This is a genomic window from Streptomyces sp. NPDC006872 (genome assembly GCF_040635845.1).
Classification (GTDB): domain Bacteria; phylum Actinomycetota; class Actinomycetes; order Streptomycetales; family Streptomycetaceae; genus Streptomyces.
Map to the genome: position 1 here is coordinate 88,758 of NZ_JBEYIL010000012.1, position 15,512 is coordinate 104,269.

20 protein-coding genes and 1 pseudogene are annotated in these 15,512 nt (G+C 68.0%); 4 read left to right on the forward strand and 17 right to left on the reverse strand.

Features of this window, described 5'->3' with window-relative positions; translation table 11 throughout:
• The first annotated feature begins 89 nt into the window (after positions 1-89).
• Positions 90-620 carry an NUDIX domain-containing protein gene (locus tag ABZ725_RS32160; protein WP_358806003.1) on the forward strand — a complete coding sequence of 177 codons (531 nt, stop codon included), beginning with the start codon at positions 90-92 and terminating at the stop codon, positions 618-620.
• A 20-nt stretch (positions 621-640) separates the two neighbouring features.
• Here ABZ725_RS32160 and ABZ725_RS32165 read toward each other — a convergent pair whose 3' ends face one another.
• The 9 genes from ABZ725_RS32165 to ABZ725_RS32205 form a co-directional block, all read right to left on the reverse strand.
• On the reverse strand, positions 641-1,174 hold the full coding sequence (locus ABZ725_RS32165) for an NUDIX hydrolase (protein ID WP_358806004.1): 534 nt from the start codon (positions 1,172-1,174) through the stop codon (positions 641-643).
• 5 nt (positions 1,175-1,179) lie between these two features.
• Positions 1,180-2,022 (reverse strand): class I SAM-dependent methyltransferase, encoded by an 843-nt coding sequence (locus tag ABZ725_RS32170; RefSeq protein ID WP_358806005.1) that lies wholly within the window; start codon positions 2,020-2,022, stop codon positions 1,180-1,182.
• Positions 2,023-2,088: 66 nt separating this feature from the next.
• Complete coding sequence (locus ABZ725_RS32175) at positions 2,089-3,012, reverse strand: DUF2797 domain-containing protein (RefSeq protein WP_358806006.1); 924 nt, start codon at positions 3,010-3,012, stop codon at positions 2,089-2,091.
• 26 nt (positions 3,013-3,038) lie between these two features.
• Complete coding sequence (locus ABZ725_RS32180) at positions 3,039-3,731, reverse strand: thymidylate kinase (RefSeq protein WP_358806007.1); 693 nt, start codon at positions 3,729-3,731, stop codon at positions 3,039-3,041.
• Entirely contained in the window at positions 3,728-4,819 is a 1,092-nt protein-coding gene (locus tag ABZ725_RS32185; protein WP_358806008.1) for a hypothetical protein, read from the reverse strand. Before ABZ725_RS32185 ends, ABZ725_RS32180 begins: the two co-directional genes overlap by 4 nt.
• Positions 4,816-5,637, reverse strand: coding sequence for a hypothetical protein (locus ABZ725_RS32190; protein ID WP_358806009.1), 822 nt, complete (start codon positions 5,635-5,637; stop codon positions 4,816-4,818). The genes ABZ725_RS32185 and ABZ725_RS32190 overlap by 4 nt, the downstream gene beginning before the upstream one ends.
• Entirely contained in the window at positions 5,637-6,266 is a 630-nt protein-coding gene (folE, locus tag ABZ725_RS32195) for a GTP cyclohydrolase I FolE (RefSeq protein ID WP_358806010.1), read from the reverse strand. The genes ABZ725_RS32190 and folE overlap by 1 nt, the downstream gene beginning before the upstream one ends.
• A 61-nt stretch (positions 6,267-6,327) precedes the next feature.
• Positions 6,328-7,074: a 7-carboxy-7-deazaguanine synthase QueE gene (locus tag ABZ725_RS32200; protein ID WP_358806011.1), complete on the reverse strand. Its 747-nt coding sequence runs from the start codon at positions 7,072-7,074 to the stop codon at positions 6,328-6,330.
• Positions 7,071-7,487, reverse strand: coding sequence for a 6-carboxytetrahydropterin synthase (locus ABZ725_RS32205; RefSeq protein WP_358806012.1), 417 nt, complete (start codon positions 7,485-7,487; stop codon positions 7,071-7,073). Before ABZ725_RS32205 ends, ABZ725_RS32200 begins: the two co-directional genes overlap by 4 nt.
• An 80-nt stretch (positions 7,488-7,567) precedes the next feature.
• Here ABZ725_RS32205 and ABZ725_RS32210 point away from each other — a divergent pair, with 80 nt between their 5' ends.
• Positions 7,568-7,729, forward strand: coding sequence for a hypothetical protein (locus ABZ725_RS32210; RefSeq protein ID WP_358806227.1), 162 nt, complete (start codon positions 7,568-7,570; stop codon positions 7,727-7,729).
• Positions 7,730-7,801: 72 nt separating this feature from the next.
• Here the strand turns inward: ABZ725_RS32210 and ABZ725_RS32215 are convergent.
• The 8 genes and pseudogenes from ABZ725_RS32215 to ABZ725_RS32250 form a co-directional block, all read right to left on the reverse strand.
• Positions 7,802-7,966 (reverse strand): annotated as a pseudogene (locus tag ABZ725_RS32215) (LuxR C-terminal-related transcriptional regulator); the annotation flags it as partial.
• A 21-nt stretch (positions 7,967-7,987) separates the two neighbouring features.
• Positions 7,988-9,211, reverse strand: a complete 1,224-nt coding sequence (locus ABZ725_RS32220) for a cytochrome P450 (protein ID WP_358806013.1) — start codon at positions 9,209-9,211, stop codon at positions 7,988-7,990.
• Positions 9,204-10,442, reverse strand: a complete 1,239-nt coding sequence (locus ABZ725_RS32225) for a cytochrome P450 (protein ID WP_358806014.1) — start codon at positions 10,440-10,442, stop codon at positions 9,204-9,206. The genes ABZ725_RS32220 and ABZ725_RS32225 overlap by 8 nt, the downstream gene beginning before the upstream one ends.
• A complete protein-coding gene (locus tag ABZ725_RS32230; RefSeq protein ID WP_358806015.1) occupies positions 10,439-11,059 on the reverse strand; it encodes an ATP/GTP-binding protein in 621 nt (206 codons plus the stop codon). Before ABZ725_RS32230 ends, ABZ725_RS32225 begins: the two co-directional genes overlap by 4 nt.
• Positions 11,037-11,363 (reverse strand): DUF742 domain-containing protein, encoded by a 327-nt coding sequence (locus ABZ725_RS32235; RefSeq protein ID WP_358806016.1) that lies wholly within the window; start codon positions 11,361-11,363, stop codon positions 11,037-11,039. The genes ABZ725_RS32230 and ABZ725_RS32235 overlap by 23 nt, the downstream gene beginning before the upstream one ends.
• Before the next feature lie 23 nt (positions 11,364-11,386).
• Positions 11,387-11,806: a roadblock/LC7 domain-containing protein gene (locus ABZ725_RS32240; RefSeq protein WP_358806017.1), complete on the reverse strand. Its 420-nt coding sequence runs from the start codon at positions 11,804-11,806 to the stop codon at positions 11,387-11,389.
• Positions 11,799-13,145, reverse strand: a complete 1,347-nt coding sequence (locus ABZ725_RS32245) for an ATP-binding protein (protein WP_358806018.1) — start codon at positions 13,143-13,145, stop codon at positions 11,799-11,801. The genes ABZ725_RS32240 and ABZ725_RS32245 overlap by 8 nt, the downstream gene beginning before the upstream one ends.
• Positions 13,146-13,382: 237 nt before the next feature.
• Positions 13,383-13,877 carry an ATP-binding protein gene (locus tag ABZ725_RS32250; RefSeq protein ID WP_358806019.1) on the reverse strand — a complete coding sequence of 165 codons (495 nt, stop codon included), beginning with the start codon at positions 13,875-13,877 and terminating at the stop codon, positions 13,383-13,385.
• A gap of 380 nt (positions 13,878-14,257) precedes the next feature.
• Here ABZ725_RS32250 and ABZ725_RS32255 point away from each other — a divergent pair, with 380 nt between their 5' ends.
• Together ABZ725_RS32255 and ABZ725_RS32260 are read left to right on the forward strand one after the other, a co-directional pair.
• Positions 14,258-15,175, forward strand: a complete 918-nt coding sequence (locus ABZ725_RS32255; protein WP_358806020.1) for a helix-turn-helix transcriptional regulator — start codon at positions 14,258-14,260, stop codon at positions 15,173-15,175.
• A 12-nt stretch (positions 15,176-15,187) separates the two neighbouring features.
• Positions 15,188-15,391, forward strand: coding sequence for a DUF397 domain-containing protein (locus ABZ725_RS32260; RefSeq protein WP_358806021.1), 204 nt, complete (start codon positions 15,188-15,190; stop codon positions 15,389-15,391).
• The last annotated feature ends 121 nt before the right edge of the window (positions 15,392-15,512 follow it).

Consider the following 15,512-nt stretch of genomic DNA (forward strand, 5'->3'; position numbering starts at 1 on the left):
CACTCACGTCAGGAGATCCGAGAAACAGCGCCTAGTGCTTCTTGGCTGTTTCCGTGGCGGGTACCTGCCGTCGACCTAAAGTGATCCGAGTGAGTCATGATGAACTTGAGCAAATGATCTTGGAGGCGGCGGTCGCCGACGCTCGCCTCGCTGCCTTGGAGTTCGACGGCGCCCGGGCTTGGCTGGTACAAGCCCGGCAGCAGGCGATGGAGCCCTTGGCAGCCGAGGTCTGGGTCACCGACCCCGGCTTCGCTCACATCCTGCTGGTCAAGCACCGCGTGCGCGGATGGGTTCCCCCCGGCGGCAAGGTCGAGCCGACCGAGACCCCGCGCGACGCCGCAGCTCGTGAACTGCTGGAGGAGACCGGCCTGTCGGCGAAGCTGTTGCCCGAGCCTGCGGCCGTCGCGGTTCGGTCCTATCGGGCTGACTGGTCCCTGACTCTGGGTCTGTCCTATGCGGCGATCGTCGACCGTCAGGTGCCGTTGGCCGGAGAGAAGGGGCAGCCGGCGGCGTGGATGAGCCTCGACGAGGAGTGGGAGAGCGTCTTCCCGGAGGATCGCGCTCGGATCCGCGCGCACGTACGGCGGATGGTGGCGGATCGCGCGGTCGGACTTCGCTGAGAGCTGCTTCTGGCTGCCGGTCAGACGACCGTCTCGATCCCGTCGAGGACGTCGCGGGGCAAGGTGAGGACTTGCAGGTCGTGCAGGAAGCGGACCCATACAGGTGCAAGGCCGGGCTCCTGCTCGAACTCCTGCCTGCCCAGGTGACCTTCGGCGTAGGCGGCCGTGCGCAGCGCGTACGACTTGAGTGGGTCGGGAGTCATCCATCGGGGATTGCGTACCTCTCGGGCGGAGGGGCGGACTGATCCGGATGTTTGGGCGTCGAAGATCCACCAGCGGTGGCCGACGGGCCCGATGGGGATGCGTCGGCACTGGTTTGGCCGCCACCCTTCCAGCCGCAGACGGAGATGGGTCACGGTGAGGCCGACTTCCTCGGCGACTTCCCTGCGCGCGGCGTGCTCAGGGCTGCCGTGACGGTCCAGGTGGCCGGCGACCGGTGCGATCCCAGCGGGCGGCGTCGCCCGCTCGAACACCAGAAGGCCGTCCGGCGAGGAGATGAGCACCCCGACGCTAGTGTGGTCACAGTGGCTTTCGCCGGCCGTGGAGGCTGTCACGGCGCTCACTGTGTCCCGCCCGGCCGCTGGGCGACCACGACGAGCCAGCTCGTGACGGTCGGAGCATCGGGAGTGGTCAAGGCGTACGCCGTCTGCAGGATCTTCATGCGCTGGGCATGGGTGAAGTCGCCCGCGGGCCGGGCGAACACGGGGATGGAAAGCCACGCCTTCTTCTCCGCCATGGTGCTGCGCTGGACGGTGACTTCGGTCGCGAGGACGGTCATGCCGACAGCGGTCAGCTGCTTGGTGATCGTTTCCAGCGGCAGTCTGGGGGAGCTGTCGACAGCGGGGGCCGGGCTGCAGCCGTAGTCGCGGGCGGCGATCTGGCTGATGAGGGTGTTCAGCGAAGGCCTGGTGCGGGCGGTCAGTTCGTCGGGGTGGCGGACTCCGGCGAAGCCGCCACCGACGTTGAAGACGAACCGCCCGGCCGGCCGCAGGGCGCGGTGGACTGCGGCGAACACCGTGGGGGTGTGGGTCTTCCAGATCGCAGAGTTGCACACGACGGCGTCGACGTCAGCGGGCGGGACATGGTGGGACATGTTCTCCGCCGGGGCGGCGATCCAGGACAGGCGAGGGTCGTTCAGGGTGCGGCGGCCTACGCGCTGCATCGCGGCGGCACTGTCCAAGGAGATGACTCTGACCCGGTGCGGGGCGAGGTCGAGGATCGCCCGGGCGGTTGCGCCGGCACCCCCGCAGAGGTCGACCACCAGCTCGCTGTCGGCCAGGCCGGCGCGGTGGGCGAGGTCGCGGCTGGTGGCGCTGTACATGGGGTATTCGCGGGTGAAGGCGGCGTACGCCTCGGCGGTGGCGTACTCGTCCCAGCCGAGTACCGCGTCGTGAGGTGCCATCGTTCAGTGCCTCGCTTCAGGGAAGAGGCCCCGGTCGGCCGGATTGGGTCCCGCCGGGGGCCAGGGTCAGAAGAGCGCGGATTGAACGGCGCTGCTCTGCGAGCTGAACTCGCCGAGGGTGATGAGGCGGCCCTTGAGAGCACCGAGGTCCAGCACGTAGGCCATCTCGTCGTCGTTGTCGACGAGGGCGAGCACCTGCGAGCCGACGCAGGAGATGGGCCGTAGGCCGTGCTCGCCCTGGCGTAGGTCGTGAGGGTAGAGCGACCGCTCGGAGTCGGCCGTCCGCAGCCGGTCGCCCTCGCTGGGCGGAGTCCACGACTCAACTGCCGTGGGGATGTTCATGTCGGTCAAGGCTGCGGCCGCCCGGGCCAGATTGTGCTCGTGCTTGGCTCGGGCCTGGGAGAGATCGCGTAGATCGGCCAGGGCCTGGAGTTTGGTTGTGGCCCGGACGGCCTGGGGCAGCCCGATGTGGCGGGTGAGAGCGTCTTCGATGAGGCGTACGGTGCGGCCGTCGGCGCTCTTGGCGAGGTAGGTGGCGAACAGGGTGCCCTGTTCGTCGAGGCGGGAGCGCTTGCGTGGTTCGGCCGCGGTCCCGACCTTGCTGGTGCCGTCGGCGAAGGTGGCCAAGTACAGCCAGTGCGGCTGGGCCATGTACGTGGTCAGGGCCTCGGGGGCGTGGCCGCCGTGGTGGAACCGGTGGGCGAACCGGAAGTCGTCCTGGCTCTGGCAGCGTGAGCACTGGCCGTTCTGCTCGACGAGTGCCCGGTCGGGGCACGGGACGGCTTCGACGCGGACGGCGTCGGCGAAGCGGTACCGGCCGGTGCACCACCGGTCGGTACCGTTCACCTGAAATCCGAGGCGTTGGTTCATGATCTCGGCGTAGGCCGGTGGCCCGCCGGACAGCAGGGCGAGCAGGAGCCGGGGCTCTCCGGTCGCCCAGGTGATGCCGTGACACACGTATGTGCCGTTGGTGGGCGGCGTCGCTGGCATGGCGTGTTCCTCGTGATGGGGGCGGGTCAGACGCTGAGATTCAAGTGGTCGGCAAGCGCGGTCGCCGTGGCCTTGAAGACTGCTTCCCGGTCCATGCCGGTGACGTCGATCGACAGCCACCCACCGCGCTGCTCCTGCTCGCGCAGTTGGTTCAGGACGGTGTCCTGGTAGCGGATGAAGTCCTCGTCGCCGCTGCCGGAGTGGCCGGTCTCCAGAGAGGTGAACGAGCCTTTGCGGGCGAGGGCTTCGCGGGCGCTGACCCTCAGGAAGATCACTAGGTCCGGTTGGGTGAGGTGGGCGAAGACCTGTTCGGCGAGGCGGGTGGAGACGGCGGGATTGACGGCGTACCGGGCGAGGATCTTGTGGTGCGCGTTGTCGAGAATCACGTGGGTGCCGGCGGCGAGCGCGGGACGGATCACGAGCCGGTCCTGGAGGGTGTACCAGGAGGCCAGCGCAAGCAGCCAGTAGTGATCGCCGCATGCCTGGGCGAGGCGGGCGTCGCGGCGGTAGACCAGCGCGTTCAAGCGGTCGACGTACGCGGAGAGCTCCGCGTCCATGGGGACTTCGGTGCTGTGCTTGCCGACGAGGATCGCTTGGTGGCCGGCGTCGTTGAGGGCGTGGTGCAGACGCGTGGCGAGGGTGGACTTGCCCGCTCCGTCGATGCCGGTGACCGTGATCTCCCGTCCGGGCGCGGGGGCGGGGTGTGGTGCGACCGTCATGGCCTGCTTCCTCCATGTGAGGGGATCGGGCTGGCGGCAAGTCGGTCCGCGATGATGCCGCGGATCCGGTCGACCAGGACGGCGCGCCGCCGCAGGACGTCGCCGTGGCGTTCATTGGAAAGGTCGGCGGGGTAGTGCCGGGCCAGGTTGTTGGAGATGACGTGGAGGTAGCCGAATCTGATGCCCGCCTGGCGTGAGGCCGCTCCCATGGGGCCGATCTCCGGGTCGACGAAGGCGTATTCGGCGTGTTCGGCAAGCCATGCGCGGTTCTCCAACAGGATCGACGGCGAGGTGGCGTGGAGGCCGACCTGTACGCCGGGCTGCGCAGCGGCGAACTCGCCGAAGAAGTCGTCCCAGGCGACCAGCGCGCCGGCGACGAGGCTCTCGTTGCCGGTGGCCAGGCGCGTGTTCGGCTCGATGCCCGGGCACAGCGCTCCGACCTTGCCGACGTAGACGACGTCGCGTGCGCCGAGCGCGGCCAAGCGGGCGACGACCCGGCCCGCGACGTCGCCCCAGATGCTGTGGAGAAAGCCGAGGTAGACCACTCGGCGACCGGCGACCTCGGCGCGCTGCCAGGCGTAGCCGTTTCCGCGAGTCCACACACCGTCCGCGGGGGCGAGGTGCTGTAGGCCCCAGCCGACGATCACGAGATCGCCGTCCAGATCGAGGTCGAGGGCTTCGACGGCCGTGCGGCACTCCTCCTCGCCGGGCGGCTGATAGGAGACGGCGTCGGACGTACGGCCGGTCATGGCCAGATAGGTGGCGATGACCAGTGCGTAGTGATGGACGTAGTCGGCGCCGGGAAACGTCTTGATGACCAGGTCACGGCCGCGGGCTTCGGCCGTGGGCCGCTCGATGTTGAACAGCTTGCCGGTCTTCTCGTGCCGGGAGATCACCGCCGTCCGGTCGTAGCCGCCGACGACGCGGATGCTGTCCCAGTCCTGTTCCTGGATGAGGTGGTGGACCTTGATCTGAAGGTAGCGCAGCAGGCTCTCGGAGCTCATGGTGTGCCCGTCGACGGCGATCGGGGCTGCCCGCAGCAGGCCACGCGCGGGCTCGGCGAGCAGGGAGTTCGGCGTCAGGCTCATCGGCGGACCTCGGCGATCCGCACGCTGCTGCCGGCCGCCTGACGGACCACGTCGATGTTCTGCCGGATGAGGGCGAAGCGGTCCGTGGGGATCGGGCCGAGCTTCTCGATGCGGGGCGTGCTGGGCTTGTCGTACGGGCCGTCCGGCAGAAGGGCGATGCCCATCGTGCCGAGGATGACCGGGGCCGCGCCGTCCACGGAGGCGATCCATTCGTGATCGCGTTGCTCGATCAACTCCAGGTGTCCGGTGAAGCCCAGACCGAGCAGCCGGTAGACGATCCGGTCGTCGACCAAGCCGCGGTCTTCCAGGTAGCGGGTCGCTGCCCAACGCGTGCGGCACAGCTGCCCGATGCGTTCCGGGCACCGGGAGGCGGGCAGGGCGATGGCTCCGGCGTAGCCGCTGGTGACGAGCTCGTCGTAGGTGCGCAGCCACTCCTCGTCGTCAGCGGCGTGCAGGACCGCGCACAGCCGGAAGGCGTCCCCGGCCAGGTCCTGGATCTCCCGGGCGGCGTGCTCGCTCGCCCTGAGGGTCGCCGGGCCGTCCCGCATTACGTCCGGGAGAATGACCTCCCTCGCGCCGACCGCCCGGCCTGCTGCGACAAGGTCGGCGGCGGGCAGAGAGCGACCGAGGTCGAATACGCCGTTGTCGACGATGATCTCCGCACCGCGCTCGGCCTCGCGAGCGAAGAACGACCGGTAGGCCTCATCGGACAGGACCTGATGCGCGGCAACGTGATGGACGCGGGCCGGATCCTGCGCGACGAAGGAGTCCAGGTACGCCGACGGGGCGATGACGGAGAAGTCGATGCCGCGGGTCATCACATCGCCTCCCACTGCCCGCCGACGATCGTGAGGAACTGCTGCGAGAGGACGGCATCGTTGCGGAAGCAGCCGCCCGCGTGCACCGACGTGGTCCGGGCGCCCTCCATCCGCACCCCGCGCATGCTCATGCACAAGTGCGTGCCGCGGACGGCGACAGCCACGTCCTCACGCCCGATCACGTCGGTGATCTCCTCGGCGACCCGCCGCGTGAAGCGCTCCTGAACCTGAAGCCGCCCGGCGTGACGCTGTGCGATCCTGCCGAACTTTGACAGCCCCACCACCTCGCCGTCAGGGACATACCCGGCCGCCACCTGCAAGTTCATGGGCAGGATGTGATGCTCACAGAGTGACCACACACTGATGCCGCCCACGACGACCAGCTGGCCGCTCAGGTGGGATTCGGTGAAGCAATTCGCCCTCGGGGATGTGTCCGGGGACAGGAAGTCGCCCCACCAGGCCGCGACTCGGTCCGGCGTCCCGGCCAGTCCTTCGCGGCCAGGGTCCTCACCCAGTGCGATCAGAAGCTGGGCTATCAGGTCGGCGACGCGACTGGCATTGCCTTGGCCCGAGGCGTGCCGAGTGGGCGGGGGTGCGGCGGCAGTGGGGTTGACGACGGCGTTCGTCATGGGCTTTGTCTCGCTTCCGGGGACGGGAGGGAACCAAAGGGGAATGAGCGAGGGAGAGCGATCAGCGGCCTCGGGCACTGGCGAACGCCAAGACGTGCAATCGGGTGGTGAAGTACCAAGCCCGGGCCGCCACCGCGTTCGCGAGCACCTGAGTCCTCGCGGTGATCGACTCTGTGGTCGTGCCTTCCGGCATCACCCACACCGGTGCGAGTGCGTGCGCATCGGCCAGCTCAGCGATGCGGTCGAGGTCTTGAATCGAGGAGGCGACGAACTTGAAGGTTGCCTGCCCGGACCTGGCGAAGGCGTCCAGGGCGGCGGGCACGATGCTCTTGCCCTCGGACTCCCCGAAGCTGGAGATCTTGGGGGAGACGTTGAAGCGGACGCCGTCGAGCAACAGGGCATGGTCGGGCGCCAGAGTGCCGTTGGTCTCGAACTCCACCCGCTTTCCGCCCGCCAGCAGGCCCTCGACAAGCGGGATCAGCTTGGTCTGCTGGATCAGCGGCTCACCGCCGGTGATCACGACCAGTTCGACCGGCGAGGACGCGGCCCAGCTGATCAGGTCCGCGACGGACCGCCTCGTCGACTCCTTTCGGGGGTCGAACTGGGTCCAGTCCCAGGTGTACTTCGTATCGCAGCGGGTGCACGTCAGGTTGCATCGGGACAGGCGGATGAACAGGGCCGGGTGCCCGCAGCTGGGGCCCTCTCCCTGGAAGGTCGGCTTCTCGATGCCGAAGCACTCCGCGACGAGAAGCCAGAACTCGGCGTCGCCCGTAGTGAGCTTCGAGGGGACCGGTCCCGGCGCGCTCACTGCTCCTCCACGTCGAACCGTGCCCAGCTCCGCTCGGTCTCGCGGACCCGGACGGCGACCAGGCGTCCGGGAATGTCGGGCTGAAGGTGCTGGATGAACCAGCCCGCCAAGAACCGTGCCAAATTCTCTGAGGTCGGGGCGCAGGGCAGGATCTCGTGCAGGTTGCGGTGATCGAGCTCGGTGTCCAGGAACTTCTTGAAGGGGGCGAGGGCGCCGAAGTCGGTGACGAACCCGGGAGCTTCCAGGGTGGAGGCGGTCAGCACGACCTCGACCTGGTAGCTGTGCCCGTGCTGGCGTGAGCACTTGTGCCCGCTCGGCAGGTCGGGCAGCAGATGGCCGGCTTCGAAGTCGAAGGTCTTGCCGATCGTGGTCGTGCCTTTGGGCAGGGAAACAGCGTCGAGTGCACTGTTCATATGACTCACCTTTCGTGAGGCCGGAAGGGAACCTTCCGCTCCTGAGCGAGCAAGCCCCAACCGTGTGCGAGGACCACCAAGTGGACGGCGTCGTTGGCGCCTGTGCCGGCGACGAGCGCCTCGACGTTGGCGCGGACGTCGGCAGGCACGATCTGCGCGGCTTCAGCGATGTCGTACGCACCGGTCTGGTTGGCGACAGCCCGGAGCAACAGCCGCTGTTCGGGGCCGAGGTCTGGCGCTGATTCGACTGGAGTGGGCGGAGCGATCTGCCGCGAAGTGAGGAGAGCGTGTACGAGGACCGGCAGGGAACAGCGGTGAGGGCAGCGGACTTTCCTGCGCAGTACGCGGAGGTGGTTCTTGACCGTGTGCGGAGACAGGTGCGTCTGGGCGGCTATTTCCCCGGGCCTGGCACCGCCAATGAGGTATTCGGCGATGCGCTTTTCGGCTGGGGAGAGCGGAATGGTTCCTGTTGTGGTCATGAAGGGTCCAGTGGTGGCCGGCTAGTTGGCGTGCAGGCGCACGGGAAGCGTCTGGTGACCATTGCTGATGAGAGATGGCACGGGCTTCAGTTCAGCGGCGGAGGCCGCGAGCCGGATGTGGGGAAACCGCTCGAAGAGCATCTGCAAGGCGGTGGCGACCTCGAGGCGGGCCAAGGGCGCGCCGAGGCAGTAGTGGACGCCGTGGCCGAACGCCAGGTGGTCCTTGTCGGCGCGGACGGCATCGAAGGTGTCCGCGCGAGGGTGCCATTCGGGGTGGCGGTTGGCTGCTGCGTAGGAGGCGAGAATCGCCTCGCCGCGCGCGATGGTCCGGCCGTCGGGCAGGAGGATGTCGTTGACGGCGTAGCGCAGGGGGAGGTGCTTGACGGCCGGCTCGTGACGCAGGGTTTCCTCGACGATGTCGTCCCAGTCGATGACTCCAGTGCGGACCAGCTGTAGTTGGTCGGGGAGCACCAGCATGGTGAAGACGCTTTGGTCGATGACGTTGACGGTCGTCTCGTAGCCGGCGCTGATCATCAACAACAGGGTGTCGCGGAGTTCTTGGTGTGCGAGCCCGACGCCGCCGTTTTCGTCGTCCCGTGCGGCGATCAGCAGGGAGGTCATGTCGTCGCCCGGGTCGTGGCGCTTGGCGGCGATGAGGTGGTCCAGGTGCTCGTACAGCCGGGCGGTGTTGGCCCGGGCTTGGTCCGGGTTCAGCGTGGTGTCGAAGACGCCGTCCACGACGTGGCGGAAGTCGTCGCGCTGGCTGTCGGGTACGCCCATGAGGTGGCCGATCACCGCGATGGGCAGCGGGTAGGCCAGGCGTTCGCGCAGGTCCACCACCTCGTCGACGGGCACTGTGGCCAGGTCGTCGAGCAGGGTGGTCACCATCGCGTCGATGGCCGGCTGCATGCGGGCGATACGGCGTGCGCTGAAGGCGGGCGCGATCATGCGCCGCAGCCTGGTGTGGTCGGGGCCGTAGGCGGTGAACATGTTCTGCACCGCGATCCACAGTGCGAGCGGCCAGCGCGTGACGGTCTCGGCGTGTGCCGGCCAGTGCGTGCGGCCGTCCTTGGAGACGTCGGGGCTGGTCAGCAGGCGCTTGAGGAGGAAGGGGTCGGTGACGGCCCACGCCTGGACGCCGAGGATGTCCACGCGGGCCGCAGGGCCCTGCGCGCGTAGGGCCAGATGTTCGGTGTGGTGGTCGGATCCGGTGGGGTCCAGGACGAGTACCTGCTGCTCAGGCATGAACGATCTCCTTGGGGGCTGCGGGGAAGAGAACGAGGAGGGATTCCAGGGCACGGTGAAAGGGGCCGGGGCGCCACTTCAGGTCGGCTGCGGGAACGGCGAGGTCTATCTCCGGCAGGGCGTCGAGGAGGTAGGTGATCGCGGTCTCCGCGATGAGGTAGGCGTGGGAGCGGGCGGGGCAGGTGTGAGGGCCGATGCTCCAGGCGAGGTGGGCGCGATTGCCGGTGAGAGCGCTCTTGGGGATTCCGAGAGTGAGAGTGGGGTCGGTGTTGCAGGCCGCCATGGAGATCAGTACAGGCTGATGGGCGGGGAGCAGGACACCGTCGATGTCGACCGGGTAGGGCGGGTAGGTGATGCAGTAGTTCGCCAGCGGTGGATCGGTGTACAGGACGGTGTCGAGGGCGTCGCGCACGGTGGACTGGCCCGCGTGCAGGGTGTCGGAGAAGTCCTCGTCGGTGAGGATCTTCAGGATTGCGTTGCTGATCAGGTTGGTCAGCGGTTCGATGCCGGCACCGTAGAGGGTGACGAGCTGGTGGGCCATCTCCATGTCGCTGAGATGGGCGGGGTGTGCGAGCAGGCGGGACGTGACGTCGTCGCAAGGCTGTTGCTGGCGCAGGGCGACGAGTTCGGCGACGGCCTGGCCGAGGATCTGGTTGCCGCGCGCGGCCTCGGCGGCCTCGGCCTCGAAGATCTTGGCCATGCCGTCGGCGATGCGTGCCCCGATCTGATCCGGGCAGCCCAGCAGTGCGCTGAGGACACGGAAGGCGATGGGCCAGGCGTACTGGGTCAGTAGGTCCGTGCGGCCGACGGCGCGGAAGTCGCCGAGGGCGCTGGAGGCGATCTTCTCGACGTGGGCGCGCAGTTCGTGTTGGTCGACGGCGTCGAGGCTAGCGGTGTTGGCGGCCCGGTAGCGGGCATGCTCGGGGCCGGCGGACCGCAGCGCGTTGGGGCGCCACTCCATCATCGGCCGCACCGGGCAGGATTCCGGCACGAACTGCTGCCAGACCCGTGGGTCCGCGGGGAAGCGGAGGGGGTCGTTGAGGATCTGGCGGGCCTGCTGGTATCCGATCACCAGCGTCGCCGGGATTCCGGGGGACAGCTCGACGGGCACCAAGGCTCCGTGTCGGCGCCGCATGCGCTCGTAGGCGGCGTGTGGGTCGGCGGCGAAATCCGGTTCGTACAGGGCGATCCGGTCCGGCGATGCTGCTGGGCCGGGGAAGGGCGGGGTCATCGCAGAGGCTCCAGAGGGGTGGCTGCGCGGAGCGCGGCGAGGTGTTCGGTGAGCGTGATCAGGGCGTGCACGCAGTCGGTGCGGTCACGGGCGTCGCAGGTGATCAGCGGGGTGCGGGCATCCAGGGCGAGGGCGTGACGGAGTTCGTCTTCCTCGTACATGGGGGCATGGGGGAAGACGTTGATGACGACGGCGTACGGGATTGCCCGGGCTTCCAGGAGGCTGAGCGCACCGTGGCAGGCGTCGAGGTTGCGTGTGTCGACGAGGACCAGACACCCGAGTGCGCCTTCGGTCAGGTCCTCCCACAGCAGCTGGAATCGGAGCTGGCCCGGCAGACCGAACAGGTAGACCACGAGACGCCCGCCGGACATGTGGATTCGCCCGAAGTCCATGCCGACGGTCGTGGTGGTCTTCTCCGGGGTTCCGTGCAGGTCGTCCACGCCGACGCTGTCGGCGGTGATGGGTTCCTCCATCCGCAGCGGGGCCACTTCGGACACGCTCCCGATGAACGTCGTCTTGCCCACGCCGAAGCCGCCGGCGACCACGATCTTTGCGGACCGGGTCACCACGGCCGGCACGTAGGTGACGGGCGGGTCAGACCATGGCGCGCAGTCCACGGAGCACCTCCTGCAGCAATTCGAGGTCGGGCTGGTCGGCTACGGCGGCGACCGGGCTGGTCAGATGACCGCTGTCCATCAGGGCGGAGACGAGGATCCGCACGGTCGAGGGCGGCAGTTCCAGCGCGGCGGCGATATCGGCGACCGCCAGGCCACCTCGGCCGGAAGAGAACAGCTTCATCACCCGGACGGCATCCGGAACCAGGCTCTCGGCAGGACCGCTCGCGGCGATGACCACGCTCTCCAGGCGCACATCCCGGCGCGGGCGGACCCGCCCGACCGTACGGACGTAGGGCCTGACCATGTCGGGATCCCGCCGCGGCCCGGTCATGCCGGCGAGCCGCTTTCCACGCTGGTACGGCGCTCCGCGGTGCCCAACTGCGTGCCCAGCCGGACGGCCAACTGCGCCATCTGATGGCTGATCAAGCCGATGTCCGCGTCAGGATCGGTGCAGACCGACAGCATCGTCATGTCCCCTGCCGAGGTCGTCAGGCCGAAGCACTGGTTCGACTCGATCAGCACCTGGCGCAGACTCTGGCCACCGGTGAACTCGTCCCACGCCTTGCCTGCGGCACGCAGTGCGGCGGTCAGTGCGGCGAACTTCTCCCCGTCGTCCTGGCCGATGGTCTTGGTACGGGCCTTCAGCAGGCCGTCGCCGCTCATCAGCACGGCGTAGCGGACGCCGGGGACGGAGCCGAGCTGTTCGTCGAGCAGCCATCCGAGATCGTTGGAGGTCGTGTCAGCCATGATCCATGTCCTTCGTCGATACGGGAGTGCTCTGGCCCTCGCGTCCGCGCCGCGAGCCGGCGACCCAGGCGGCCGCAACCTCGGGACGGCCCGGTTCCACCACGTCGCCGGACAGCGCGCGGACGGCAGGGGCAGGACGGGTGGCGCGCCGGCGGACGGTGAGCCCGCTCGCCGTCGTTGACGCCGAACCCGGCTCCGGCAGCGCTGTACCGGGGGCATCGACCGGTGCGGTCACCGGCTGGCTCGGTACGGGAGCGGTCAGCAGGGCCGGCGGCAGCACGATCACCGTGCGCGTGCCCTGGTAGAGGTTGGGCGCGGTCACCTCGACGCGGAAGCCGTAATTCTCGGCGAGCCGGGACGCCACGCGCAGACCGGTCTGCGGATAGGCCCCGAGCTGCGTGATGTCGTCGCGTCGCTTGCCGGACATCACATCCCGGGCCCAGACCAGCCGCTCGTCCTCCATCCGCAGCCCGGCGTCGTCCACGATCAGGAAGCTGGCGCTGTGGCCCTGCTGCAGCGTGACGTACACGCCGGCAGCCGGGGGCGAGTAGCGCAGCGCGTTGTCCAGCAGGACGGCAAGGGTGTGCACCACAGCCTCCACCGCCCGGCCCTCGACGGCAACCAGGTCCATGGAGGGGTGCTGGACACGCTCGTAGCCCTCGATCCGCCCCATCGCGCTGCGCACGATCTCGGTCAACGTGGTGGCCGGCCAGCGACGGGTCAACTTGTCCCCGGCGAGCACGGCGTAGCCGGAGGCGGTCAGCAGCATCTGCTGCGCCAGGTGATCGATCTCGACCAGCGTCGCGTACGCCTCGTCCGACACATGCTGGCGCACGCCGGCGCTGATCATGCTGCTCAGCTTCGCGGCCCGCTGGACCACGGACTTGGCGAAGGAACGTACCGAGGCTCGGGCGACGTCCACCGATTCATGTCGCGCTTGCGCAACCTGGCGCTCCGTCTCCAAGCGGACATGCGTGATCTGCTGAGTAGACGCAATCTGCGCCTGCTGGCCTACCTGGACGATGCCGGCCCCGAGTCGCTCAACGAGCTCGTGGAGCCGGTCGGCCAGTGGGGTGTTTCTGAGCTGGTCAGGCACTGCCAGATCGAGCTGTGGCCCGCGACCGTTCTTTGCGGCGGTGACGATGGTCGGGATGACCGTGTCGGACAACTGCCCCACGTATATCTCCGCGGAGCGCAACTGCTGAGTGAGCCTTTGGCAGTGCGCGTGGAGACGGTCGGCGCGGCATTGCGAGGCACGTTGCCTTTTCCGGTAATGCCATGCTGCCCAGGCCTCGGCCACCGCCATCAGTGCGGCGATCGTCAGTATCAGGTCAGTCATCAGATCCTCGTTGGTGTGGGCTCGAAGGCCTGTGAAGAGCCGCGGAGTGGCTGGCAGCAATGCGGATGAGCTGAGGCTGGCGAGTCGAACCTCGGAAGGCAGAGCCACGAGGCTTTGCCGCCGTGATCGACAAGGCACGCGGTGCGCTGGTCTCCCACGAGGATGTGGTCCACGATCAGTGACACGGTGGGGTCCTTGATCTGGAGTAGTGGGTCAGGGGCAGGCCGAGCATCTGCATCAGCGGGTTTGTCCGAGTAGGCGAAGGCGGTGGTCGTTCTCCTGGCCAAGCGGCGGTATCCCGACCCCTTGCTGTTGCGGATCGACCGCCGCGGTCACGTCCTGGCGGAACTCGACCCACACGTCCTTGCCGTCATGGCGCGGCGCAGCACCCCACGCGTCTGCTTGCGAGCAGAGGAGCAAGAGTCCGCGACCACTCTCTGCGAGGTCGTCGGGCTCGCCGACGACGGGAAGCAGCGGGCTGCAATCCCGCACCACGATTCGGAGGCGGGACGGAGAGCAGCGCAAGACAAGGAGACAGACGTCTGACTCGACATGCCGATGAACGTTGGTCAGCATCTCCGTGACACACAGGGTCGCAGGGCTGATGAACTCGTCCCAGCCCCAACACTGCATGCGCTCTACGACGATCCTTCGAACAGGGCCGACGATTTCCGGAGTGGCATTGAGGTGTTGCCGGAACTCTCGGACGCCCGTTCCTGATGAGGTGATCATGACTTGCTCCCTGGGCCACCTGGTCTGCGCTGCGATCGGACGGCGATGCTCCGCGTCGACCATGCGAAGCGTGGAAGGGCTGCCGCACGAGATTGCTAAGGAGGTGGTCAGAGTCCGGGCCATCGCGGGCGTCCTTGTGTCGTGGGGTGTGACGCGCTGCTCCGGATGAATCGGAGTTGCGCTTGAACCGCCGTCGGCTGCGATCGAGTTGGAGTATGTCCCTGCGTCTCTCGCCGTGTAACGCTCGCAGCGAAAGTGTCCGCATGAGCGTTGCGGGCATATGCAGGGGGTCGCGACGCCAGGCTTGTTCCGCCGTGTAACTTCCTTGTGGCGGCTACAAGCCAGCAGGGAGACTGGCAGTACTCGTCCGAGGGAGCATCATGACGACAAGGCCGACGACGCCGGCCGCAACGAACGAGCTAGCCGAAGAGGCTGGTCCGACGACACGTCGTCGGCAACTCGGGCTTCGTTTGCTGGCTTTGAGGGAAGTGGCCGCCTTGTCGGCCGAAGAAGCCGGCGAGCGGGCAGGCGTTTCCAAAGCCACCGTCAGCCGGTACGAGCGCGCCAAGGGCAACGTTCGCTGGAATCAGGTCGACCAGCTGTGCAGGGTCTACGGGGCCACAGACGATGAGCGCGACGCCCTGGTGGACCTGGCGAAGAACAGCAGGGCTACGGAGGCCTGGTGGGTACCCTTCGCCGGGAAACTGCCTGGCCCGATGCGGATGCTTCTCGCACTTGAGAACGAGGCGACACGCATCAGCCACCACACGGTGGGCGTTGTCCCCGGCCTCCTGCAGACGCTGGAGTACGCGCAGGCGATCCAGTCGACGCCAGAGAACACCCTGCCGCCGGAAGAACTCCAGGACTATCTGGCGATGAGGATGCAGAGACAACGGATCCTCGATCGGCCCACCCCTCCCTCCTACCACGTGATCTTGGACGAGGCCGTGCTTCGCCGGCAGGTGGGAGGCCCTGAGGTCATGTCTGCTCAACTGGATCACTTGCTGGCACGTGGGCAGGAGCCGAACGTCACCATTCAGGTGCTGCCGTTCAGTGCCGGCGCGTACAGCGCGGCGCTCAACAGCTTTATCGTCTTCGGTGGTTTCGGTGGTCCTGACCCCTCCCTGGACGTCGTCTTCCTCGAGCACCAGGTTGGCTCGCTGTTCCTGGAGGAGACGCCCGCTCTGGAGGAGTACGCCGCAGGCTTCTCCTTCCTGCGTCAAGTGGCGCTGGACAAGGACTCTTCGGCGGAGCTGATCGCCGAAGCCGGCAAGACGCACCTGCGAAACCGAAAGTAGCGAGGACAAGTCGTGGCCGAACAGCCCCAGCCCGAATGGTTCAAGAGCACGTACAGCGGCTCGCCCACGAATGAGTGCGTGGAGTGTGCGGCGCAACCACACGCTGTCCTTGTCCGTGACTCGAAGAACCCGCAGCGGGCGACCCTTACCTTTCCGCGCACTGCGTGGATCACCTTCACTTCAGCGCTGCGGCTCGACGATCTTGCCGAGCTCTGACCTGTCCTGACCTGCCGTGCCGGCCCGGAACCCGTAGGCAAGGGTCCGGGCCGTAGTACGTGTGCAGTGGCCCCTGGCGGACGGGCAATCCCCACGGGTGGAGCGTCCTGATCTGTATCGA